The organism is Flavobacterium sp. (assembly GCF_025352425.1).
Lineage (GTDB): Bacteria > Bacteroidota > Bacteroidia > Flavobacteriales > Flavobacteriaceae > Flavobacterium.
The window spans coordinates 1-23,064 of sequence record NZ_JANXTI010000029.1; the positions used below are offsets into that span (position 1 = coordinate 1).

The window sequence follows — 23,064 nt, forward strand, 5'->3', positions numbered from 1 at the left end:
TTCTAAAACTCTTAAATAATTTTTAACTATATTTGACATGAATATTGGTTTGTTTTGCGACTTCAAGATACTGAATTTCAGTATCTTGACCAATATTTAATCAATTTATTTTTACTTTAAATAATTACACCCAACGGGTTAACCTTAGTCAAAATCAAACGGTTTACATTCGTGTCCATGACACAAATGCCGGCCAGGTTTATTATTCTACAATAAACCTAATCGCTTCTTTTAACTTTGCCGGGAATGACGGAATACAGACTATTTGTGATTCGTCTACTGCTGTTATAAATTTATTTGATCTGATAACTTCTGAACAACAGGGCGGAGTCTGGACAAGAACTTCCGGTACGGGCGGAACCTTCAATGCTGCAGCAGGCACTTACACTCCTGCAGCAGGATCAACAACTAGTGTTTTTAATTATACCCTTGACGCTAATCCGGCATTATTCTGTCCAATAGATTCCAGTACTGCTACTGTTATTGTCCAAAGTTGTATACAAGGACCGGTATGTGGTGGAAGTTTTACCGATGCTGCAGGCCCCACAGCTAATTATGCTAACAACAGTGATTCTATAATTACCATTTGTCCCTCAAATCCAGGTGAAGTGGCAACAGTAACTTTTACATCTTTTAATACCGAAGCCAATTGGGATGCCCTTTATGTTTTTAATGGTAACTCAATAACATCATCTCAAATTGCAAGTTCAAATCCGGCAGGTAATGTTCCGGGTGGCTTGGCCGGAGGATATTGGGGAACAGTTATTCCGGGACCCTTTACCTCAACAGATCAAAGCGGTTGTCTGACTTTCAGATTCAGAAGTGACGCTTCAGTTTCTAATCCGGGTTGGATTGCCAATGTGACTTGCGCTCCATACTCGGATTGTTTTTCTCAGACTAATGCTTTGACTACATCAGGCGTGACTTCTGACTCAGTAACTTTTGGCTGGAACAATGTCGGATCCGCCACTGCATGGGATGTCCTCGCATTGCCTTGTGGTTCACCGGCTCCAACTGCGGCAACGACCGGTTGGCTATCAACAACAACAAATCCATATGTTTTCACGGGATTAACGGCAGGCACTTGTTATGCTTTGTATGTTAGAGCCAATTGCGGTCCAACTCCCAACGATGTAAGTTTATGGACAGGTCCATTCTCAGTGACAACTATAGCGGCGCCCCCGGTTTGTGGTGGACAATTCACAGATAATGGTGGTTCATCTGCTAATTATGCCAATAATTCTGATACCACTACTACTATCTGTCCGAGCTCTGCAGGAGATGTCGTAACAGTAACTTTTACATCATTTGATACAGAAGCCACTTGGGATGCATTGTATGTTTTCAACGGCAACTCAATAGCTGCACCTCAAATTGCAAGTTCAAATCCGGCAGGAAATGTTCCTGGAGGATTAGCGGGCGGATATTACGGAACTACTATCCCCGGTCCATTTACTTCAACAAGTCCTGACGGTTGTTTGACTTTCAGATTCAGAAGTGATGCTTCTGTTAACAGAGCAGGATGGGTTGCAGATGTAATCTGTGCGCCTCTACCAGCATGCCGATTACCTACCTTGCCTACAATCAATACCATAACACAAAATTCTGTTGTATTAAACTGGACACAACCCATAAACCCAGACTCTACTGTCGCCACAAGTTGGCAAATCCTTGCACTACCATGTGGTTCGCCTGCACCAACTACAGTTTCAACAGGCTTCATTACTGCAAATACAAATCCTTACACTTTAACCGGATTAGCTGCAAATACCTGTTATAATATTTATATCAGAGCTATATGCGTTGACCCAACGCCATGGTGTGGTTTCCCTACTGTTACAACATCTCCTTCACCACCTGTTTGCGGTGGCCAATTTGTTGACAATGGTGGATTAGCTAACAATTATGCTAATAGTTCTGATAACACGTATGTTATTTGTCCAACAACACCCGGCGAAATTGTAACGGTAGCATTTAGTTCATTTAATACCGAAACGAACTGGGATGCATTATATGTTTTTGACGGAAATTCAATAAGCTCACAACAAATTATGAGTTCAAATGCCGCAGCAAATGTTCCAGGTGGATTAGCTGGCGGATTTTGGGGAGCTACCATTCCCGGTCCATTTACTTCGACAAGTCCGGATGGCTGTTTAACTTTCAGATTTAGAAGTGATGCAAGTGTTAATAATCCTGGTTGGGTTGCCAATGTTACGTGCGCCCCCGATGCCGATAAAATACTCTTGGTTGCTTTTGTAGATCAAAACAGCAATGGTATTCGGGATACGGGTGAATCTCTATTTCCAAATGGCTCATTTATTTACCAGCAAAACAGCAATGGAATAAATGTAAATGGCTATTCTCCTACGGGTCAGTTTGCTTTATATGATACTAATTCGGCAAACACTTATTCTTTCAGTTATCAAATCCAACCAGAATATGTAGGCTATTATAATTCGGGAACAACAACTTATACTAATATGAGTATTCCTGCAGGAAGCGGTACGCAATTTTTATATTTTCCAATTACACTAACAAACCTTTATAATGATGTAACTATATCAATTGCTCCATTAACTTCGCCAAGACCTGGATTTATGTATTCAAACAAAATCATATATAAAAATCAAGGCGTTGCAGCTACAAACGGAACAATAACTTTTGTAAAACCACCCGAAATTACTACAGTTACAACTACTCAAACCGGAACTGTTACCAACGGAACAGGTTTTACATATGCATTCACCAATCTTTTACCAAATGAAACCAGGATTTTTCATGTAACTATGACAGTCCCAACGGTTCCAACGGTAAACTTAGGTGATTTGCTTACGGACAGTATTAGCATTTCAGCTCCTGCCAATGATATTAATTTGACAAACAACGCCAATTCCAATTCACAAATTGTGGTTAATTCCTATGATCCTAATGATAAAATGGAATCTCATGGCAAAAACATCCCATTCAGCTCCTTTGCCCAGGATGATTATTTCTTTTACACAATTAGATTTCAAAACAACGGAACTGCCAATGCTATTGACGTTAGAATTGAAGATGTGCTCGACTCACAGATAAATGAAACAACTGTCAGAATGGTGAGTGCAAGCCATAACTATACGCTGAAAAAAGTGAATAATCAACTCGTTTGGGAATTCAAGAACATACATTTACCACCTTCAAGTGTTAATCAAAATGGCAGTGTGGGTTATCTTCAGTTCAAGGTTCAACTTAATCCAGGGTTTCAGGCTGGTGACATAATTCCGAATAATGCCTCAATATTTTTTGACAGCAATCCGGCTATTGTAACCAATACATTTTCTACCAAATTTACTGTACCATTAAGTGTTGCGGATTTTGATTCTACCAGTTTGGTTTTATATCCAAACCCGGCAAAAAATACCGTTCAAATTGGGTTAGTCAATACTAATGTACAAATCAACAAAGTTGTTTTCTATGACATATTAGGAAAAGCAATTAAAGCTGTTTCTTCTGTTGCTACTGAAGGTATAATTGTAGATGTTTCCGATTTGGCAAAAGGAGTTTATCTGATAGAAATAACTTTAGATAGCAACCTGAAACTAACCAAAAAACTAGTTATTCAATAACGCTATAATTCATAAAAGTCCCGTCTCGTTTTCCGGAAAAAGACGGGGCTTTTTATTTATTCAACCACCAAATGCTTGCATTAAGAATTGCTGCAAAACTCACCCAAGCCAGGTAAGGAAGTAATAAAAGTCCCGCTGTTTTGTCAATCTTTTTGAATAGATTATAGGTTTCCACAATCATTAACCAAAGCAAGATAATTTCAATTAAAGCCACAAAGGGATTATGCAAACCAAAGAACAAGTAAGACCAAAGCGCATTCAGACCAAACTGAATTGCAAAGAAACCAAGTGCTTTTTTAGTTGTTTGTTCATCAGAACCATTTGTCCAGATTAACCCGGCTGCTATTCCCATCATGATATACAGCAGCGTCCAAACAGGTGCGAAAATCCAGTTTGGCGGATTAAAAACAGGCTTTGCCAAAGTTGGATACCAAGTTGTAATACTTTCTCTGGTTATCATTCCCGATAGATAACCAACCGATACACATACGGCAACGACCAAAACAATTCTTAAAATCTTTTGCATAGTGAGCTATTTTAATAATCTCAAATATACTAAACCAAAATCAGTTGTTTTTATAAAAAAAGTATCTTTGCTTAAATTTTCAAATCTATGTTGTCCGAAAAGGATTTTATTTCAAAACCATTTTCAACTATAATCGAAAACAAAAGTTTTCAATGGAGCGCGCCAAGTAATATCGCTTTGGTGAAATATTGGGGCAAGAAAGAAAATCAGATTCCGGCAAATCCATCCATCAGCTTTACGCTTACTAATTGCAAGACCATTACAAAATTGGCTTTCGCCAAAAAAAAAACTGACAATAAATTCACATTTGATTTATTCTTTGAAGGCAAACCCAAAGAAGAGTTCAAACCCAAAATTTTAAAATTCTTCGAAAGAATTGAAATCTATTGTCCTTATTTGAAAGACTATCATTTTACCATTGATACCGAAAATACATTTCCTCATAGTTCGGGCATCGCTTCTTCCGCTTCCGGAATGGCGGCTTTGTCTATGAATATTATGAGTTTGGAAAAAGCATTAAACCCAAACATGACCGAAGAATACTTTTATCAAAAAGCATCTTTCCTGGCACGATTGGGTTCTGGAAGTGCCTGCAGAAGCGTAAAAGGAAATGTTATCGTTTGGGGGAAACATACTGAATTTAATGGAAGTTCCGATTTATTTGGCGTTGAATTTCCTTCCAACATTCATCCAAATTTTAAAAACTATCAGGACACAATCTTGTTAGTTGACAAAGGCGAAAAACAAGTTTCATCTACAGTTGGACATGATTTGATGTACAATCACCCTTTTGCCGAACAACGATTTGCACAAGCGCATCATAATTTATCCGTTATAAAGAGAGTTTTAGAAACCGGAGATTTAGACGAATTTGTTAAAATAGTGGAAAGCGAAGCACTGACGCTGCATGCCATGATGATGACTTCCCTGCCTTATTTTATTTTGATGAAACCAAACACACTGGAAATCGTAAATAGGTTATGGAAATATAGAAATGAGACTAAAATTCCTGTATGTTTTACCTTAGATGCGGGAGCAAACGTACATGTTTTGTATCCCGAAAACGTTAGAGAAAGTGTTTTGCAATTTATTAAGAACGAATTAGTTGGCTATTGTCAAAATGGTCAGTATATTTGTGATACAATAGGAACAGGAGCAATTAAAATATGAAAGGACCACTTTTTTACTCAAAAATTCTTCTCTTTGGAGAATACGGAATTATCAAAGATTCAAAAGGTTTGTCTATTCCTTATAATTTTTACAACGGCGCTTTAAAAGTGGATGAAAATCCATCTCAGGAAACCATTAAATCAAATTTAGGATTGAAACGATTTGCAACTTATTTGGAGCAACTGCAAAACGAGCAATCTGAATTAGTAACTTTCAATTTAGAAGCATTTAAAACCGATGTTGAACGAGGAATGTATTTCGATTCAAGTATTCCTCAAGGATACGGAGTTGGAAGTAGTGGTGCTTTAGTCGCTGCTATTTATGACAAATATGCCAACAATAAAATCACTGTTTTAGAAAATCTGACAAGAGAAAAACTATTACAACTAAAAACCATTTTCTCTCAAATGGAATCGTTTTTTCATGGTAAAAGTTCCGGCCTTGATCCATTAAATAGTTATTTGAGTATTCCAATTCTTATCAACTCTAAAGATAATATTGAAGCAACCGGAATTCCGTCACAAAGCACCATCGGAAAAGGCGCAGTGTTCTTGTTAGACTCCGGAATTGTTGGAGAAACTGCTCCGATGGTTACCATTTTCATGGAAAACCTAAAAGACCAGGGTTTTCGTAAAATGCTGAAAACGCAATTCATAAAGTACACCGATGCCTGTGTGGAGAATTTCCTTGGCGGCGATATGAAATCACTTTTTGCAAACACCAAACAATTATCAAAAGTTGTTTTAAATAATTTTAAACCAATGATTCCGGAAGCGTTTCACAGTGTTTGGCAACACGGAATAGATACTAATGATTACTACCTAAAACTTTGTGGTTCCGGCGGTGGTGGATACATTTTAGGCTTTACCGAAGACTTAGAAAAAGCAAAAAAATCGTTGAAAGATTATAAATTGGAAGTGGTTTACCAATTCTAATTATTTCTAAAAATGATAAGACGACAAACCAAACATTTGCTTCTGAAAATTGTCAGTATGCTATCTGTCGTTCGTGGTTATAACGTTGCCATCATTGTTTTGGCCCAATACATATCTGCTATTTTTATTTTAGCTCCTGAAAAAAAACGAGCACTCGATATTATCCTGGATTTCAATTTGTTTATGATTGTTCTTGTTTCCAGTTTGACGATTGCTTCCGGATACATCATCAATAATTTTTACGACAGCAAAAAAGATTTAATCAATCGGCCCAACAAATCGCAGCTCGATCGATTGGTGAGCCAAAAAACAAAACTAAGAGTTTATTTTACTGTGAATTTTATTGTTTTCTTTTTGTCATTTTTTGTGTCGTTCCGTGCTGTTTTGTTTTTCTCTGCCTATATTTTCCTAATTTGGTTTTACTCACATAAACTCAAAAAAATATTGGTTGTTGGAAATTTAACTGCTGCTTTTTTAGCCGTTTTACCATTTTTTGCCATTTTATTGTATTACAAAACATTCTATCCACAAATTTTTTCACATGCTACATTTCTTTTCCTTTTGTTGTTAATCCGTGAAATGATAAAGGATTTGGAAAACATAAAAGGTGATATTGCCAATGGTTACCAAACGATTCCTGCGGTTTATGGCGAACAGTTTTCTAAAAAAATTATAACGCTGCTAACCCTTTCTACTGTGGTTCCCGTTTATTTCCTAGTCGAAGTTTTTGAAGTTGGTTACATGGATATTTACTTTTATGTAAGTTTAATTATACTGATTTTCTTTTTACAAAAATTGTGGAAGTCCAACTCGAAACCAGACTATTTAAAACTCCACAACATCCTGAAATTCCTAGTGGTTTCCGGCGTTTTTTGCATTATTCTGATTAATCCCGAAGTGCTTGTCCACGGAAAAAGACTGTTGCGATTTTAATTTTATTTTCTAGCCCAGATAGTAACGACATCCTTTTGCTTTTTAGTCATTGCGAGGTACGAAGCAATCTAAAAGCAAAAGATATAGTGGATAGCTGGAAATAGCTCCTAAAAAAGCATCTGAAATATGTATCTTTGCAGCACAAAGGCCAAGATGGTCGAACTGACGATGTAAATTACAGAATTATGAATAAGAAGGAAGGCAATAATAAAGGAAGTGGCTCACGACCAAATAGTTCGAGGCCAAGTTCGAACAAGCCAAAACCTGCCATGGCGAAACGTGCTCAGGGACCGAAAAAAGTAAAACCAAATGTAAAATCGGAGGAATCTGCACCACAGAAAGTAGCAAAGAAACCGAATCAGGTAGCAAAAAGACCAAAAGCAGCTGACGAAATCCGTTTGAATAAATATATCGCTAACTCAGGTGCATGCTCGCGTCGTGATGCTGATATTTACATTCAATCGGGGAATGTGAAAGTAAACGGAATTCCGGTAACCGAAATGGGTTATTTGGTAAAACCGGGAGATGTTGTTAACTTTGATGGCTCAACTTTAACTCCGGAAAAGAAAGAATACATCTTGCTCAACAAACCAAAGAACTTTACGACATCATTAGACGAAGGCCAGGAATACAGAAACGTTCTGGAGTTGGTTAAAGGTTCAACGACGGCAAAGATTGGTGCGGTTGGGAGAATGGATAAAAATACGACAGGTCTGTTATTGTTTACAAACGATACAGATATGATCAGGAAGTTTACTTTGCCGAATCAAAAATCGTCAAAAATTTATCAGGTTTCATTAGACAAAAACCTGAAGTTTGATGACCTGGAAAAAATCAGCAAAGGACTTACAATTGACGGCCACAAAGTGTTGGTTCAGGAAATAAGCTATATTGAAAACGAACCAAAAAGCGAAATCGGGTTGCAAATAAAATCCCCAAATGTAAAGGTTGTTCGCAGTATTTTCGAGCATTTGAGTTATGATGTCCTTCGGATTGACAGAGTTGCTTTTGCCGGTTTAACCAAAAAGAATTTACCTCGTGGCAATTGGCGCTTTCTGACCGAACAGGAAATAATCAATTTGAAAAACGGTTAAAATTATACATCTATTAAAATCCTTTTGTTATGAGAACGAGAGGATTTTTTATTTACAAAAATTATGTCAGCAGAAAAAAATTTATCAATCGCAATGCTTTGGTTTGAAGCATTTAATGCGCATAACCTTGAAAAATTATTGTCGCTATATGATGATGAAGCACAGCATTTCAGTCCAAAGTTAAAAATCCGTCATCCCGAAACCAACGGTTTGGTTACAGGAAAAGAAGCACTTAGAACTTGGTGGGAAGATGCTTTTGACCGATTGCCCACTTTGCATTATAAGGTAACTTCATTGACATCCAATGCCGATAGGGTTTTTATGGAGTACATTAGGAACGTTGAAAATGAAGATAGCATTCCGGTGGCCGAAGTACTGGAAATTTATGACGGAAGAATCAAAGCTTCGAGAGTTTACCACGGTTAATTTATGATTTCAGTAACAAATTCTTAAAATAGAAACTAATAGTTTTACGAACTAAACATTAAATATGAAAAACTTAAAAACAATATCAATAATGATTTTCTTGTCATTACTATTTGTAAACTGCAAATCGGAAAAGAAAGAGCAAAATTTTAAAGCAATTACCGATGCTTACTTCGACGGTAAAAATGAATTAGATCCTCTGGGAGCAACACAAAATGGCCAAAACGAATACAATGACAAATTGGTATTTGAAATGACTGATTCGTATCGAAAAAAACAAGTTGCTTTTTACGATAAATTCGAAAATGAATTGACAACTCTTGATACCACTGCTTTATCATCTGAAGAGAAAAACAGCTATGATATTATTAAATGGGAAGTTTCTATAGGTAAGGATTTACTAAAATATGACACGAATTTAATGCCTGTTCAACAATTCTGGGGAACAAACATAACGTTGGGACAATTTGCCAGTGGCTCAAGTGCACAGCCTTTTAAAACCGAAAAAGATTATAGAAACTTCCTGAAAAGAATGGATTTATTTTCTGTTTGGATGGATTCCGCAATGGTTTATATGAAAAAGGGAATCGATAAAGGAATCGTTTTGCCAAAATCGCTAACGGTAAAAGTTATACCTCAGTTTGAAAGTATGGTAACACCAAATGTGGAAGATAATTTGTTCTATTCGGCAGTAAAATCGTTTCCAAAAGAAATTACGACCGCACAACAAGACGCTTTGAAAAAAGAGTACGTTGCCACAATCAAGGAAAAATTAGAACCACAATTCAAAAAAATGACGGCGTTTTTGAAAAACGAATACCTAACGGCTTCAAGAACTACAAGCGGAATAGGCAGTTTGCCAAATGGTAAAGAACTTTACAAAGTCTATGCAAAACAATGGACAACTACTACCAAAACTCCGGACGAAATTCACGCACTTGGACTAAAAGAAGTAGCCCGAATCAAAGCCGAAATGGAAAAGGTAAAAGATCAAGTAGGTTTCAAAGGAACTATAAACGAATTCTTTGAGCATGTTAGAACAAACCCTGAATTAATGGCGTTCAAAACTCCGGAAGACGTTATAGCCAACTTTGAAAGAATACATAAGATTATTCAGCCCAACGTTGACAAGTTGTTTTCATTGCAACCAAAATCTTCTTTCCAAATCAAAAGAACAGAAGCGTTTAGAGAAAAATCAGCTAGCGCAGAGTACAGTCAGGGTTCAGCCGATGGTACAAGACCGGGAACTTTTTACGTGCCAATTCCAGATGTGAAAACATACAATTGTTATGGTGACGAAGATTTGTTCCTGCACGAAGCGATTCCCGGACATCACTTCCAAATTTCATTGCAGCAGGAAAACAAAGATTTACCTGATTTTAGGAAATTCAATTGGTTTGGTGCCTATGGTGAAGGTTGGGCTTTATACACGGAGAGTTTAGGAAAAGAGTTGGGCTTATACACAGATCCTTATCAATACTTCGGAATGTTAGGAAACGAAATGCACAGAGCAGTTCGATTGGTGGTTGATACGGGAATTCATAATGAAGGTTGGACGCGTGAGCAGGCTATTAAATATTCTTTGGAGAACGAAGCCGAAACTGAATCAGGAATTACTGCTGAAATTGAGCGTTATATGGCAATTCCCGGACAGGCATTGTCTTATAAAATGGGTCAGATGAAAATTTTGGAATTGCGTAAAAAGGCGCAGGAAAGGATGAAAGATAAATTTGACATCAAGGTTTTCCATCAAAAAGTATTGGAATCGGGTGTGTTGCCTTTAGCACTTTTGGAAAAGAAAATAAACAACTGGATAGAAACCGGTAAATAAATAATAAAAAATGTCCCATTAGTTTGGGACATTTTTTTTAGTTTTTAACAGTCATCCCCAGGCTTTTATAATTTATCGGATTTCCCGTGACATCATAAAAATCATATTTGTAACTAAGCTTTCCATCAATTTCTTCGATGTTAATTTTCACCTGATAAAATCCTTGGTTCCATTCAACGACTACATTATAGAAGTAATCGCCTACGCCAAAACTTCCTGGTAAGCTGCTGGTGTAGATTAATTTTTTCGATTTTAGATTCAGCGTGTGCAATTCTATATTTTCATAAGTTCCAATCTCGTCCCCATCGATAGATTGCCCCATGTAATCATATTTTCCGGCAGATTTTCCTTTTTTCTGTTTCTCTTTTGGATCATTATAAATATCTTTTATAGAAAAGATAACATCCTTCAATGAGTTTTTCCCAACGTTCAATAAGTAAAATCGCAACTGATGATGATACATCAATTTATGCACTTTCTTTCCGTTTTCACTTGTGCTATTGCCATCACTCAAATCATTATCGACAATTTCTATGATTGGTAAATTTTGACCAAAAGATTGATTAAAGGAACTGGATTCCAGCTTTTTGGTTTTCTGTTCTGCTTCTTCAACAATTTTATCTTTCTCAACAATCTCGGCATGTAGTACTTCGATTTGTTTAATCGCCTCGTCTAATTCTTTCTGTTTTTGAGCAGCAATAGAAGTACTTGTGTTTTTATAAAGTAAGTATACCGAAAACGCCAGTAAAATAGCTACAATGGCGGTTATCATAAGCTTTTTACCTTTCATTAGGATTATAAATTTATATCAAAAGACTTTTATGTTGTAAAAATAAATCATTTTACAAAAATTAAAACATCCTAAAACAATAAAGTGTAAACATATTATTAACTAATTTAACAAAAAAAGCCCTAACAAACGTTAGAGCTTTTCAGTGCGGGTAATAGAAATCGCACTTGCAATTAACCAAATTTAAAGAAAATTAAACCTTTGTAAAATTACTATTGGAACCAAATCTAAAGTGCTGCGCTTTATAATGCAATAGCAGAAACTCTTATTTAAAATAGAATGTAAATAGATTTCATTATCACTACTATTACTTTTTAATTTAAAAAAGCATACTGTAAAAATGAAAAGTGGTTGTGTGCCTTACTATCTTTTTCACTTCTCAAATAGGCAATTTAAAACCTTCCAAACCAATTTTCATTATTCATTTAATTCTAACAGTAGCTATACACTGGTGGGTGTTAACATGATATTTTAAACGATTAGTTTTTTTTTGTAACAGGGTATATATTGAGTGTCCAACCCACTTAATAAATTTTCAGAACGATAGAATTACTACAGAAATAAAATAGAATTAAAAATAAAATTTGTTTTCTAATAGCAACAAAAACCATAAAATCAATGAAATTAATTTATCGCAGCCTGTCCATAATTCTTGTTTTAAATACAGGAATTATTTTTTCTCAAACAAATACTAATCCGAAACCACCAAAAGAAGATGATGTTACAAGGCTCCAGTCTTGTGATGCCTTTAATTCTTTAGAAGATGGTCAACCTACACCTCCCGGAGAACTTGAGTTTAGAATTTTACCAACATTTGCATATAGTAAAGCAGAAAGTCAAATTATGGGAATAGAACCTGAATTAGAGTATACTCCCAAAAGCAAATCAAAATTTTTAGAAAATTCTCAATTATTAGCTTCCTTTTTTCTTGAACATGACGGGACAGATAATTCAGGGCAATTAAATTTAGGCTTCAATCAACGTTGGATAAAGGATGGAGGTAAAAAAAGTTCGAGGCCAACTATTGGTACATTGCTTGAAATTAATTTCCCTTTGCCGGGATTAAGAAATACACCTGCTTTTAGAGAAGGTTCTAAAGCTGGGAGTTTTGTAAAAATGACGGCTGTGTTTGCAAATTTTTAGGGCCGGGCTCTGTTTATCTAAATTTTAGTGCGAGAGAACAGTTTGGCTCAGTAACAACGGCTTCAACTTATGACGATGCAGGTGCCTTAATTGACGGTGACCACTGGACTAAATTTCTATATGGATTTAGAGTAGGATATAATTGGGTTGTTAAAGAAAATAAACTGAATGTTATTGTAGATTATAATCTTGAAACAAATGAATTCAAAACACAACCAAATGCAGCGCCTGATGAAATTCACTTGCCCTACAATACCATCGAAGCTTCTGTACAGTGGGTTGTTAATAAGCATTTAACTGTTGGGCCGGGATTTGAATTTGGAGTCGATCATCGTGATGAAACACCCCAATATGGTTTAGGTTGTCTGTTCCTCTTTGAGTGACGATAATTTATACTACTAAATTAGAGGAGTGTATTTCGCCTAATTTTAAATAGCGTTTGTTTGATTATAATACTAATTTTACGAGAGAATGAAAATATTATTAATCGAAGACGAACCCGAATTGCAAAAAAGCATCAAGCAATACTTTGAAATGGAAGGTAATGTAGTGGAAATTGCAGTTGATTATGTTAAAGCCAAGCAGAAAATAGCGATTTATGACTACGATTGCATCCTGGTAGATATTACGTTGCCCAATGGTTCAGGATTGGATTTAATCAAAGAAATAAAGCTAAGGAAATCAAAAGCCGGAGTTATTATCATTTCAGCAAAAAATTCGCTTGATGATAAAATTTATGGTTTAGATCTGGGTGCCGATGATTATTTGCCCAAACCTTTTCATTTGTCGGAGCTTAATTCCCGAATAAAAGCGTTAATCAGGCGAAAAAGTTTTGATGGCAATTTAGAAATTGTTGTCAATGAAATTAAAATTCTTCCGGTTGAAAGAAGTGTATTTGTTCACGGCAGGAATGTGATTTTGACATCCAAAGAATACGATTTGTTGCTTTATTTTATAGCCAATAAAAACCGTGTAGTTAGTAAAAACGCCTTAGCCGAACATCTTTGGGGAGACAATGCCGATAGTCTGGACAACTTTGATTTTATATACAATCATGTAAAAAATCTTAGAAAAAAATTATTGGAAAAAAAGTGTGAAGATTATCTGAAAACCATATACGGAATAGGTTATAATTTTAAAACTGCCGAATGAAATTACTAGCTAAAACAAGTCTTTACTACCTGTTTTTCAGCATTCCAATATTAATATTGTCAGGTTTTGTTTGTTATTACATCATCACAAAAGAGGTGCAAGATGGAAATAATGAGTTACTGTTAAATCGTTCAGCATTAGTTGAACAATACTTAAAAGAAAATGATGCAGTAGCTTTGCAGTTAATCACTAAAAGTGGGGAAGCTCAAATTAAAACCATTTCCAAATATACTCCTACAGCAGTAACTAAACCTGTATTTGCAGATACATTAATTCTGGATAAAAAAGAAAATGAATTAGCACCAAACAGGATGATAAAATCCAATGTTTCCTTTAAAAATACCAATTATCAAATTAAGGTTTGGCGCAGCACTATAGAATTTGACGAATTGGTTGAAGGGATATTTTACCTGCTTGTTTTTATATTGTTTTTTCTTTTTCTGATTTCGATGCTTATTAATTTTTGGGTTTCCAAAACCTTGTGGAAACCTTTTTACAACACTGTAACCTCGTTAAAGGAATTCCGTGCGAGTGATAATGCATTACCAAACTTTGAAATAACATCCGTAAAGGAATTTTTTGATCTGAATGATTCCCTCAACGCTATGATGGAAAAAATGATATCGGATTATAACAGTCAAAAACGATTTTCTGAAAATGCTTCACACGAAATTCAAACACCACTTGCAGTCATAAAATCTAAAGTTGATTTACTTATTCAATCTGAAAACCTGAAAGATTATGAAATGAAATTAATTGCCGGAATTGATGATGCCTGTTCAAAATTGATACGTTTAAACCAGTCTCTTTTATTACTGACAAGAATTGAGAACCGACAATTCACAACTACCGAGAAAGTTTCGGTCGAAAAAATCATTGATAATTCATTGATTTTATTCGACGAACATATTAAAGCTCATAAAATAGTTGTACTCAAAAACATTGAGGAAGATTTCTTAATTAACATGAACCCCGATTTATGTTTGATACTGATTAATAATTTGTTGCAAAATGCCATAAGGCATAATATAGCAGATGGAAGCATTGTAATTTTTATAAAAGCAACCAGTCTCACTATACATAATACCGGTATAGAGGAATCGTTGAATATGGCATTGCTTTTCAAACGTTTTCAAAAAAACTCTACCTCACATTTATCGATTGGATTGGGTTTAGCCATTGCAAATGAAATTGCTGAAGTAAGTCAATTATCACTAAAATATAAGTTTATTGCCAACAAGCATCGGTTTACTTTAGCGATTAAATAATAAACTGAATTGTTACAGCATTAGAATAGAAACAAAATAGATTTGATACTTAGGTTTGTAATGTAAAATGATTTACAATAAAATTAATAAATGAAATGATGAAAAAAGTAATGATGATTTTAGCAATGGTATTAATATACAATTGTTCGTTTGCAGGCACACCTCCAAAAGTGGTATCTGATGCTTTTGCAAAAAAATTCCCTAAAGCAACGAAAGTTAGTTGGGGTAAGGAAGGTCCAAAAGAATGGGAAGCAGAATTTACGCTTGATGGCGAAAAAATTTCTGCTAATTTTGGTCAAGATGGCACCTGGCTGGAAACCGAACAGGAAATTAAAGCTGCCAAATTACCAAAAACTATCTTAGCATCCGTTAAAATGAACTATAGTGATTGGAAAATTGCTGAAGCAGATAAAACGGAAACGGCTAAACATGGAACCATTTATGAAGTTGACCTGAAAAAAGGATTAAAAAGTAAAAGCCTTGCTTTTAAACCAGATGGCACAGCTGTAAAAGAATAATTTAAACTTTTCGTCTTAAATGAATGGGAGTTGGTATAAAAACTGACTTCCATTCTTTTGATATAATGTCTCAGAACTACATAGATTTAAATAGAATCGTATTTCATATTTGTATCATTCAAATTAAAAAATAGTAATACCAATTTTTGATGAGCAACCCTATAAAAAATCTAGTTTTACTAATTTTAATACTGCCATATTATATATTAAATGCGCAGGATTTGTCAAACAAAGACAGCATACGCGGGGAAAATTTAAAGTTTAAGTACAAACAAATAATTATTCCAACAGCATTAATAGGATATGGCGTTATTGGTTTAGCAAGTGATGATTTAAAAGATTTCAATTTAGGAATACGAAATGAAGTTACTGACGATATTGATGGTAAACTTACAATTGATGATTACTCACAATACGCTCCGGCATTATCGGTTTATGCCTTAAATTTATGTGGAATAAAAGGCAAAAACAATTTACGGAACAGAACCATTATATTAGGAACATCTTACTTATTAATGGCGGGCACGGTGATTGGCTTAAAATCTTTAACAAAAATAGAACGACCTGATGGCAGTAATTTTGATTCTTTTCCATCAGGGCATACTGCCACCGCTTTTGCAGGAGCCGAATTCATGTGGCAGGAATATAAAGATGTTTCTGTTTGGTATGGAATATCAGGATATATTGTAGCCACAGGAACAGGTTTTTTCAGGATTTATAACAACAAACACTGGTTAACAGATGTAGCCGCAGGTGCGGGTATTGGAATTTTAAGTACTAAACTGGCTTACTGGATTTTCCCTTATGTAAATAAACACATTTTTAAATCCAAAAAAAATATAGACACTGGAATGATAGCTCCTTTTTACAATGGAAACCAAATGGGCTTAGGCATGATTTTAAATCTAAAATAGCTATTTAAACTAAAAGTAATTCAGATATTTACACTATGAAAATAACACTATGAAAAAAATAATTTCACTTCTAGTTATAAGTTTTTGCATTAGTAATGGTATCGCACAAACGTATAAAGTATCCAAAAAAATCAATATTGTTGGCGATGAAGGATGGGACTATCTTGCAGTTGACGATGTAAACCAACACTTATTTGTGTCGCACGGTAGTGTGGTGAATGTGATTGACTTAAAAACCGATAAAACCATTGCGACCATTCCTGATACTAAAGGAGTTCATGGCATTGCTATTGCCAATGATTTGAACAAAGCATTTATTACCGATGGAAAAGACAATGCCGTTACGATTGTTAATCTGACCACTTTTGAGTTAATAGAAAAAGTTACCATCGAAGGTCAGAAGCCCGACGCTCTTTTATATGATAAATTTACCCAAAAAGTATTTACGTATAATGCCAAAAGCAATGATGCCACAGTTCTTGATGCTGTAACTAATAAAGTGATCAAAACCATTCCACTTGAGGGTAAACCGGAATTTTCTGTGACCAATACCAAAGGATTGATTTATATAAACATTGAAGATAAAAATCAAATTAAAACCATTGATGCCAAAACCCTAGAAGTAACAGCTACGTGGAGTATAGCTCCAGGTGATGAACCTTCGGGCTTAGCCATTGATTTAGAAACTAATCGATTATTTTCTGTTTGTGGTAATAACTTAATGGTAATCGTGGATGCTGCTAACGGGAAAGTCATTACAACCTTACCTATAGAAGATGGCTGTGATGGTGTAGCCTTTGACACAAAAAAGAAGTTGGCTTTTAGTTCCAATGGAATAGGAACTATTACCGTTGTCAAAGAAGAAAATGCAAATACCTTTTCGGTTCAGGAGACAGTAAAAACACAAAAAGGCGCAAGAACAATTGCTCTGAATAAAACAACAAATCAATTGTATTTGTCCACAGCCGATTTTGGCGCCAAGCCAGAACCAACAACAGAAAAACCAAAACCACGCGCCAGTTTAATGCCAAATTCCTTTGTTGTTTTGGTCGTTGAAAGTTCTAAATAATACTAATTGATTTTGAGTAAGTTAATACAATGAAATCAACCTTTTTTTTCATCCTTTTTTTGTTTAGTGTCAAGTCTTTTTCGCAAGAAAAGGACTTACGCTTTTATATAGAAAAAGCACAAGCCAATTCGCCTTTGCTAAAAGATTTATCCAATCAGATCAAATCGAATTCGATAGATAGTTTGTTGAATAAAGCCAATTATAAGCCTCAAATTACAGCAAATGTAAATGCTACTTATGCTCCGGTTTTGAATGGAATTGGCTATGACACTGCTCTAAGTAATGGCCAAACTATTTCAGGATTAGTCGGTGTAAATAAAAAAATCATTGGTAAAAACCAAATTAATTCACAGGCTGAAAGTTTTCAACTGCTTAAGGAATCAATAGTTCTAAACAAAAAAATCGTCGGGAAGGACGTAAACAAACTGATTACTGCCCAATACATTACAGCTTCGGGAAGTGCTGAACAATTAGATTATAATCAAAAAATGGCCGCATTACTCAAAGACGAAGCTTCAGTTCTTAAGAAGTTAACCCAAAATTCCATCTACAAGCAAACCGATTATCTGGTTTTTCTTTCTACCATAAAACAGCAGGAATTGCAGGTCTTACAATTGAAGCAGCAGTATCAAAATGATTTGGGATTACTCAATTATTTATCTGGCGAAGCCGATACCACTTTCGTGAATTTAAAAAAGCCCGAAATCGTATTGAAAATTAAATCCAATGATAAAAGTATATTCGCAAAACAATTTGAAGTGGATAGTCTTAAAATCATCAACCAAAACAAACTGATTGATAACACCTATAAACCCTCATTTTCTTTATCGGGAGATGCGGGATATATGTCAAGCCTAACGTACCAGGCACAAAAGAACTTTGGCTTTAGCGTGGGTTTCGGTTTGTCGGTTCCTATTTATGACGGATACCAAAAATCATTGAAGCATCAAAAAAATGAAATGGCTTTGGCTACAAATCTGGCAAAAGAAGCTAATTTCACTAAGCAGTATAAGCAACAATTATTAATGCTTGATCAGAAATTGAAACAGGCTGTCGAAATTGAAAATCAACTGCAGTCACAACTTGAAATTGTTGACGCACTTATTGAAGCCAATAAAAAACTGCTGATGTCAGGCGATTCACAAATTACTGATTTTGTAATTGCGATTGGCAATGTGATTACTATAAATAATTCGATTTCGCAAAATAAAATCAATAAACTTCAACTAATCAATGAAATCAATTACTGGAGTTCTAATGACTAATATTATGAAAAAATCTATACTATATTTTATTCTAATCCCTACTTTCCTTATTTCCTGTAAAGATACAGCTGTAGCAGAAAAGCCAATCGATGCTAGCGTTCCGGTAACTTTAACTACAATTGATACTTCGGGAATCGCAAGTTATATTGATCTTAATGCAACGGCAACCTATTTGGTAAAAAATACTATAAAAGCCAATGCAACCGGTTATTTGAATTCTGTAAACGTCGCCGTAAATGATTTCGTACCTAACGGAAAGGAATTGTTTTCAATCAAAACGCGTGAAGCGAAAGTTTTAGGAAACACCATCAATAAAATAGATCCAACACTCAACTTTGGTGGTGCTATTCGAGTTCGCTCTAACACTAACGGAATTGTAACTATGGTCAATGTGCAACAAGGCGATTACGTTCAGGATGGCGATGCTTTGGTAACAATTAATGATGCTAAAAGCTTTGCAGTACTTTTGAGTCTGCCTTATGAATTGAAAAAATATATTTCGGTTGGCCAACAATTGACGGTTACTTTGCCAGATGCCACAACAAGGACAGCTACAGTTCAAAAATTTTCGCCAACGGTTGACGCTGCTTCACAAACGCAAAATGTGGTATTAAAAATAAATGGGAAACAAGATATTCCTGAGAATTTAATTGTAAAAGTCAGGATAAACAAATCATCGAATTCAAAAACAATATCGCTGCCAAAATCGGCTGTATTAAGCGATGAAACGGAAACTGATTTTTGGATTATGAAAATGATAAACGCTGATACAGCCATAAAAATTCCAATTAAAAAAGGAATTCAAACCGAAGATAAAATTGAAATCCTGTCACCGGTTTTAACCCTTAACGACAAGATTTTACTAACAGGGAATTACGGCGTTGCAGATACGATTAAGGTAAAAGTTATAAAAACTGCATTGTAATGAACAACTTTTTTGTAAAACATAAAAATGGTTTAAGTGCTGTTATTTTCCTAATTATTTTGGGTGGCTTTTTTGCGTATTCCAAAATGCAAACAAGTTTATTCCCGGAAATTACCTTTCCGAAAATTAAAATCATTGTTGATGCAGGACAACAACCCATCGACAAAATGATGATTACGGTTACCAAACCATTGGAAAATGTCATTAAAAAAGTACAGGATTTAAAAACCGTCCGCAGCACAACCAGTCGCGGAAGTTGCGAGATTTCGGCTTTTATGGACTGGAAATCGGATATTGATTTGAGCAAAACCAGAATAGAAGCACAAATTAACCAAATAAAAAATGAGTTACCGCCAGATACACAAATCACGGTGGAGAAAATGAATCCTTCCATTCTTCCGGTTATTGGTTATGCGATTGAAGGTAAAGGAAAATCGGCAGTAGAGTTAAAGAAAATTGCTAACTATACCATTAAGCCTTTCCTCTCCCAAATTGATGGTGTTTCCGAAATTCGGATTATTGGCGGTAAGGAAAAAGAATATTGGCTGGCGTTAGATTTTGATAAAATGACTGCGCTCGGGATAACACCAAATGCCATTTCGCAAGTTTTAAGCCAAACCAACTTTATCAAATCGAATGGGTATTTATCAGATTATCGGTATTTGTATTTAACAATTACCGACGCACAGGTTGATAAAAAGGACGAACTTGAAAACCTGGTTATCAGCAATAATGGAAAAGGAATTGTTACCTTAAAAGACATCGCGGCTGTTGAAATTAAGGAAGCGAAAGAATACATAAAAGTCAATGCCAATGGCAAGGAAAGTATATTGGTTGCGGTTATCAAACAACCCAATTCCAATTTGATTTCGTTGACGGATGCCATGAATTCCAAATTAGAGGATTTAAAAAAAATACTTCCAAACGGAATCAAAATCACGCCTTATTATCAGCAAGCCACTTTTGTAAATGATGCGGTAAAAAGTGTTACCGATAGTTTATTAATTGGATTATTCTTAGCCATAATTGTTGCTGTATTGTTTTTGAAGTCCGCCAAAGCCAGCGCTACCATCTTGATAACCATTCCGGTAACCCTTGGATTAACGCTTATCGTTTTGTATCTCACTGGAGAAACATTTAATATCATGACTTTGGGTGCGATTGCCGCTGCATTGGGATTGATTATAGATGATGCGATTGTAGTTGTTGAACAAATCCACCGAACACACGAAGAACATCCTGACGAACCAACGGTGACACTTTTGCAAAAAGCGATTCATTATTTATTTCCTGCAATGGTGGGTTCATCAATTAGTACGATTGTGATATTTTTCCCTTTTGTTTTGATGAGTGGTGTTGCAGGTTCTTATTTCAAAGTGTTAACGGATACGATGATTATTACATTGGTTTGCTCGTTTTTTGTTACCTGGTTATTGCTTCCGGTGGTTTATTTGTTGCTTTCCAAAAAAGAAAAAACAAATTCTGAAAAACAAGAAATGGTCGAAATGCATGAAGTAAAAACTCAAAAATGGGTGGCTTATTTTATAGAAAAACCTATTATTAGCATTGTATTCTGTATCATTTTAGTGCTATCTATTTTTATTATTTTGCCAAATTTAGAAACTGGTTTTTTACCAGAGATGGACGAAGGGAGTATTGTTATGGATTACGAAAGTCCACCCGGAACTTCGCTTGAAGAAACAGATAGAATGCTTACCGAGGTAGAAAAAATAATTATAAAAGTTCCCGAAGTTGAAGCTTATAGCAGAAGAACCGGAACACAAATGGGCTTTTTTATAACGGAACCCAATCGTGGTGATTATTTAATTCAGTTAAAAAAAGACAGAAACAAAATCAGTAACGATGTTATTGATGAAATTCGTGCCAAAGTGGAAGCCACTCAGCCTGCATTGCGGATTGATTTTGGGCAGGTTATTGGCGATATGTTGGGGGATTTAATGAGCTCGGTTTCGCCTATCGAAGTAAAAGTTTATGGAAATAACCAGGCCGAACTTCAAAAAATAGCCAAAGAAGTTACCGCCATCGTTGAAAAAGTAAAAGGAACTGCTGATGTTTTTGATGGTATTATTCTGGCCGGACCAGCTGTAAATATTGAACCGAATTATTCAAAATTGGCACAATACGGAATTACACCAACCGATTTGCAATTTCAAATGCAAACAGCACTAGAAGGTAACGTTGTTGGCAGTTTATTAGAAAATGAAAAACAAACGCCAATCCGGTTGATTTATGCTAATGGTCAGAAGCGAAGTTTGGAGGACATCAAACAACTCAAAATATTTTTACCCAACGGACAATCTATACCTATTTCGAGTTTGGTTACGATTTCTGTTCAAAAAGGTGTTGCTGAAATTGAGCGTGAAAATCTTCAAATGATGAGTGTCGTAACAGGACGATTAGACAACCGGGATTTAGGAAGTGTCATGCAGGAAATTCAGACTAAAGTTACTAATGACATTCATTTGCCAAGTGGTTATTATATTGAATATGCCGGAGCTTATAAAGACCAACAGCAATCTTTCAGAGAATTACTAATGATTTTAATAGCTTCTTCCTTGTTGATTTTTGGCGTTATTTTATTTTTGTTTAGGGATTTTAGAATTGCTTTAACGATACTTTTAATATCTGTTCTAGGCATTTCAGGTAGCTATATTTTGCTTTTTATCACGGGAACTCCTTTAAATGTTGGAAGTTATACTGGAATCATTATGATTGTCGGCATCATATCAGAAAATGCCATTTTTACTTTTCTACAGTTTAGGGAAACGTTCAAATTAACCCGAAACGTAAATCAATCAATAATATATTCAATTTCAACACGATTGCGCCCCAAATTGATGACTGCTCTGGGCGCCATCATTGCACTTTTACCATTAGCAATCGGAATAGGTACGGGTTCAGAATTGCATCAACCATTGGCTATTGCCGTGATTGGCGGATTTCTAATTGCCATGCCTTTATTATTGATTGTATTACCAAGTTTATTGTGCTTGGTATATAAAAATGAAAAGCATTTTAAGCATTTGGAGTAGATTTAGGGCTTCTATTTAAATCCTCATTGAATAGACCTAAGTTTCATAATAAAAGATAGTTTTGTTGACAAAATCATTCTTGTAGTTAGTGATAAAAAATATATATTTATCACCATCGGTAATTATTATAAATCGGCATCCCTATTGTTGATTATGTTTTGAAACCAAAACAATAATTTATCAATGTTTTAAGGCACATTTCAACGCTTCAACGAAAATTTATTCCATTTAATCGTTTTTATAATTAATCGAATTTAATGAAATTAAATGAGCTAACAGAAAAAAACAATAATTCGGGGAATTATCGGGGAATATTAAAATAAAAAATCTCTAAATCGTTTAAATTCAACGCTTTAGAGATTATTTGAGTGCGGGTAATAGGACTCGAACCTACACGCCTTGCGGCACCAGATCCTAAGTCTGGCATGTCTACCAATTTCACCATAC

18 protein-coding genes are annotated in these 23,064 nt (G+C 35.2%); 16 read left to right on the forward strand and 2 right to left on the reverse strand.

Going from position 1 to position 23,064, the window contains the following annotated elements; genetic code table 11:
• Nucleotides 1-608 precede the first annotated feature (608 nt).
• On the forward strand, nucleotides 609-3,605 hold the full coding sequence (locus Q0Q99_RS03755; RefSeq protein WP_293891652.1) for a fibronectin type III domain-containing protein: 2,997 nt from the start codon (nucleotides 609-611) through the stop codon (nucleotides 3,603-3,605).
• Between the two features lie 52 nt (nucleotides 3,606-3,657).
• Here Q0Q99_RS03755 and Q0Q99_RS03760 read toward each other — a convergent pair whose 3' ends face one another.
• Nucleotides 3,658-4,131, reverse strand: coding sequence for a TspO/MBR family protein (locus tag Q0Q99_RS03760; protein WP_293891655.1), 474 nt, complete (start codon nucleotides 4,129-4,131; stop codon nucleotides 3,658-3,660).
• A gap of 87 nt (nucleotides 4,132-4,218) precedes the next feature.
• On the opposite strand from Q0Q99_RS03760, the gene Q0Q99_RS03765 reads away from it, so the two are divergent.
• The 6 genes from Q0Q99_RS03765 to Q0Q99_RS03790 all read left to right on the forward strand — a co-directional run bounded on the left by Q0Q99_RS03765 (nucleotide 4,219) and on the right by Q0Q99_RS03790 (nucleotide 10,520).
• Nucleotides 4,219-5,301 carry a diphosphomevalonate decarboxylase gene (locus tag Q0Q99_RS03765; protein ID WP_293891657.1) on the forward strand — a complete coding sequence of 361 codons (1,083 nt, stop codon included), beginning with the start codon at nucleotides 4,219-4,221 and terminating at the stop codon, nucleotides 5,299-5,301.
• Nucleotides 5,298-6,236, forward strand: a complete 939-nt coding sequence (locus Q0Q99_RS03770; RefSeq protein WP_293891660.1) for a mevalonate kinase — start codon at nucleotides 5,298-5,300, stop codon at nucleotides 6,234-6,236. The genes Q0Q99_RS03765 and Q0Q99_RS03770 overlap by 4 nt, the downstream gene beginning before the upstream one ends.
• 12 nt (nucleotides 6,237-6,248) lie before the next feature.
• On the forward strand, nucleotides 6,249-7,169 hold the full coding sequence (locus Q0Q99_RS03775) for a geranylgeranylglycerol-phosphate geranylgeranyltransferase (RefSeq protein WP_293891663.1): 921 nt from the start codon (nucleotides 6,249-6,251) through the stop codon (nucleotides 7,167-7,169).
• A gap of 185 nt (nucleotides 7,170-7,354) precedes the next feature.
• The gene (locus Q0Q99_RS03780) at nucleotides 7,355-8,263 is read left to right on the forward strand and encodes a pseudouridine synthase (protein WP_293891666.1); all 909 of its coding nucleotides are present in this window, start codon (nucleotides 7,355-7,357) and stop codon (nucleotides 8,261-8,263) included.
• 63 nt (nucleotides 8,264-8,326) lie between these two features.
• On the forward strand, nucleotides 8,327-8,689 hold the full coding sequence (locus Q0Q99_RS03785; RefSeq protein WP_293891669.1) for a nuclear transport factor 2 family protein: 363 nt from the start codon (nucleotides 8,327-8,329) through the stop codon (nucleotides 8,687-8,689).
• Nucleotides 8,690-8,753: 64 nt separating this feature from the next.
• On the forward strand, nucleotides 8,754-10,520 hold the full coding sequence (locus Q0Q99_RS03790) for a DUF885 family protein (RefSeq protein WP_293891672.1): 1,767 nt from the start codon (nucleotides 8,754-8,756) through the stop codon (nucleotides 10,518-10,520).
• Between the two features lie 37 nt (nucleotides 10,521-10,557).
• On the opposite strand, the gene Q0Q99_RS03795 is transcribed toward Q0Q99_RS03790, so the two are convergent.
• Nucleotides 10,558-11,310: a hypothetical protein gene (locus tag Q0Q99_RS03795; protein ID WP_293891675.1), complete on the reverse strand. Its 753-nt coding sequence runs from the start codon at nucleotides 11,308-11,310 to the stop codon at nucleotides 10,558-10,560.
• 618 nt (nucleotides 11,311-11,928) lie between these two features.
• On the opposite strand from Q0Q99_RS03795, the gene Q0Q99_RS03800 reads away from it, so the two are divergent.
• From Q0Q99_RS03800 to Q0Q99_RS03840, 9 genes are all read left to right on the forward strand, one after another.
• Nucleotides 11,929-12,453 (forward strand): hypothetical protein, encoded by a 525-nt coding sequence (locus tag Q0Q99_RS03800; RefSeq protein WP_293891678.1) that lies wholly within the window; start codon nucleotides 11,929-11,931, stop codon nucleotides 12,451-12,453.
• 471 nt (nucleotides 12,454-12,924) lie between these two features.
• Complete coding sequence (locus tag Q0Q99_RS03805) at nucleotides 12,925-13,605, forward strand: response regulator transcription factor (protein WP_293891681.1); 681 nt, start codon at nucleotides 12,925-12,927, stop codon at nucleotides 13,603-13,605.
• On the forward strand, nucleotides 13,602-14,873 hold the full coding sequence (locus Q0Q99_RS03810) for a HAMP domain-containing sensor histidine kinase (protein WP_293891684.1): 1,272 nt from the start codon (nucleotides 13,602-13,604) through the stop codon (nucleotides 14,871-14,873). Before Q0Q99_RS03805 ends, Q0Q99_RS03810 begins: the two co-directional genes overlap by 4 nt.
• 95 nt (nucleotides 14,874-14,968) lie before the next feature.
• The gene (locus tag Q0Q99_RS03815; protein ID WP_293891687.1) at nucleotides 14,969-15,391 is read left to right on the forward strand and encodes a PepSY-like domain-containing protein; all 423 of its coding nucleotides are present in this window, start codon (nucleotides 14,969-14,971) and stop codon (nucleotides 15,389-15,391) included.
• A gap of 221 nt (nucleotides 15,392-15,612) precedes the next feature.
• On the forward strand, nucleotides 15,613-16,305 hold the full coding sequence (locus Q0Q99_RS03820; protein ID WP_293891690.1) for a phosphatase PAP2 family protein: 693 nt from the start codon (nucleotides 15,613-15,615) through the stop codon (nucleotides 16,303-16,305).
• Nucleotides 16,306-16,354: 49 nt separating this feature from the next.
• Nucleotides 16,355-17,374, forward strand: coding sequence for a YncE family protein (locus Q0Q99_RS03825; RefSeq protein WP_293891693.1), 1,020 nt, complete (start codon nucleotides 16,355-16,357; stop codon nucleotides 17,372-17,374).
• Nucleotides 17,375-17,403: 29 nt separating this feature from the next.
• Complete coding sequence (locus tag Q0Q99_RS03830; RefSeq protein ID WP_293891696.1) at nucleotides 17,404-18,639, forward strand: TolC family protein; 1,236 nt, start codon at nucleotides 17,404-17,406, stop codon at nucleotides 18,637-18,639.
• The gene (locus Q0Q99_RS03835) at nucleotides 18,608-19,564 is read left to right on the forward strand and encodes an HlyD family efflux transporter periplasmic adaptor subunit (protein ID WP_293891699.1); all 957 of its coding nucleotides are present in this window, start codon (nucleotides 18,608-18,610) and stop codon (nucleotides 19,562-19,564) included. The genes Q0Q99_RS03830 and Q0Q99_RS03835 overlap by 32 nt, the downstream gene beginning before the upstream one ends.
• Nucleotides 19,564-22,617: an efflux RND transporter permease subunit gene (locus tag Q0Q99_RS03840; protein WP_293891702.1), complete on the forward strand. Its 3,054-nt coding sequence runs from the start codon at nucleotides 19,564-19,566 to the stop codon at nucleotides 22,615-22,617. The genes Q0Q99_RS03835 and Q0Q99_RS03840 overlap by 1 nt, the downstream gene beginning before the upstream one ends.
• Nucleotides 22,618-23,064: the final 447 nt, after the last annotated feature.

Coding starts and splice junctions, on each gene's coding strand:
- Q0Q99_RS03805 (WP_293891681.1), top strand. CDS start 12,925: ATGAAAATATTATTAATCGAAGACGAACCCGAATTGCAAAAAAGCATC.
- Q0Q99_RS03785 (WP_293891669.1), top strand. CDS start 8,327: ATGTCAGCAGAAAAAAATTTATCAATCGCAATGCTTTGGTTTGAAGCA.
- Q0Q99_RS03830 (WP_293891696.1), top strand. CDS start 17,404: ATGAAATCAACCTTTTTTTTCATCCTTTTTTTGTTTAGTGTCAAGTCT.
- Q0Q99_RS03760 (WP_293891655.1), bottom strand. CDS start 4,131: ATGCAAAAGATTTTAAGAATTGTTTTGGTCGTTGCCGTATGTGTATCG.
- Q0Q99_RS03840 (WP_293891702.1), top strand. CDS start 19,564: ATGAACAACTTTTTTGTAAAACATAAAAATGGTTTAAGTGCTGTTATT.
- Q0Q99_RS03765 (WP_293891657.1), top strand. CDS start 4,219: ATGTTGTCCGAAAAGGATTTTATTTCAAAACCATTTTCAACTATAATC.
- Q0Q99_RS03775 (WP_293891663.1), top strand. CDS start 6,249: ATGATAAGACGACAAACCAAACATTTGCTTCTGAAAATTGTCAGTATG.
- Q0Q99_RS03810 (WP_293891684.1), top strand. CDS start 13,602: ATGAAATTACTAGCTAAAACAAGTCTTTACTACCTGTTTTTCAGCATT.
- Q0Q99_RS03835 (WP_293891699.1), top strand. CDS start 18,608: ATGAAATCAATTACTGGAGTTCTAATGACTAATATTATGAAAAAATCT.
- Q0Q99_RS03825 (WP_293891693.1), top strand. CDS start 16,355: ATGAAAAAAATAATTTCACTTCTAGTTATAAGTTTTTGCATTAGTAAT.
- Q0Q99_RS03790 (WP_293891672.1), top strand. CDS start 8,754: ATGAAAAACTTAAAAACAATATCAATAATGATTTTCTTGTCATTACTA.
- Q0Q99_RS03780 (WP_293891666.1), top strand. CDS start 7,355: ATGAATAAGAAGGAAGGCAATAATAAAGGAAGTGGCTCACGACCAAAT.
- Q0Q99_RS03800 (WP_293891678.1), top strand. CDS start 11,929: ATGAAATTAATTTATCGCAGCCTGTCCATAATTCTTGTTTTAAATACA.
- Q0Q99_RS03795 (WP_293891675.1), bottom strand. CDS start 11,310: ATGAAAGGTAAAAAGCTTATGATAACCGCCATTGTAGCTATTTTACTG.
- Q0Q99_RS03815 (WP_293891687.1), top strand. CDS start 14,969: ATGATGAAAAAAGTAATGATGATTTTAGCAATGGTATTAATATACAAT.
- Q0Q99_RS03770 (WP_293891660.1), top strand. CDS start 5,298: ATGAAAGGACCACTTTTTTACTCAAAAATTCTTCTCTTTGGAGAATAC.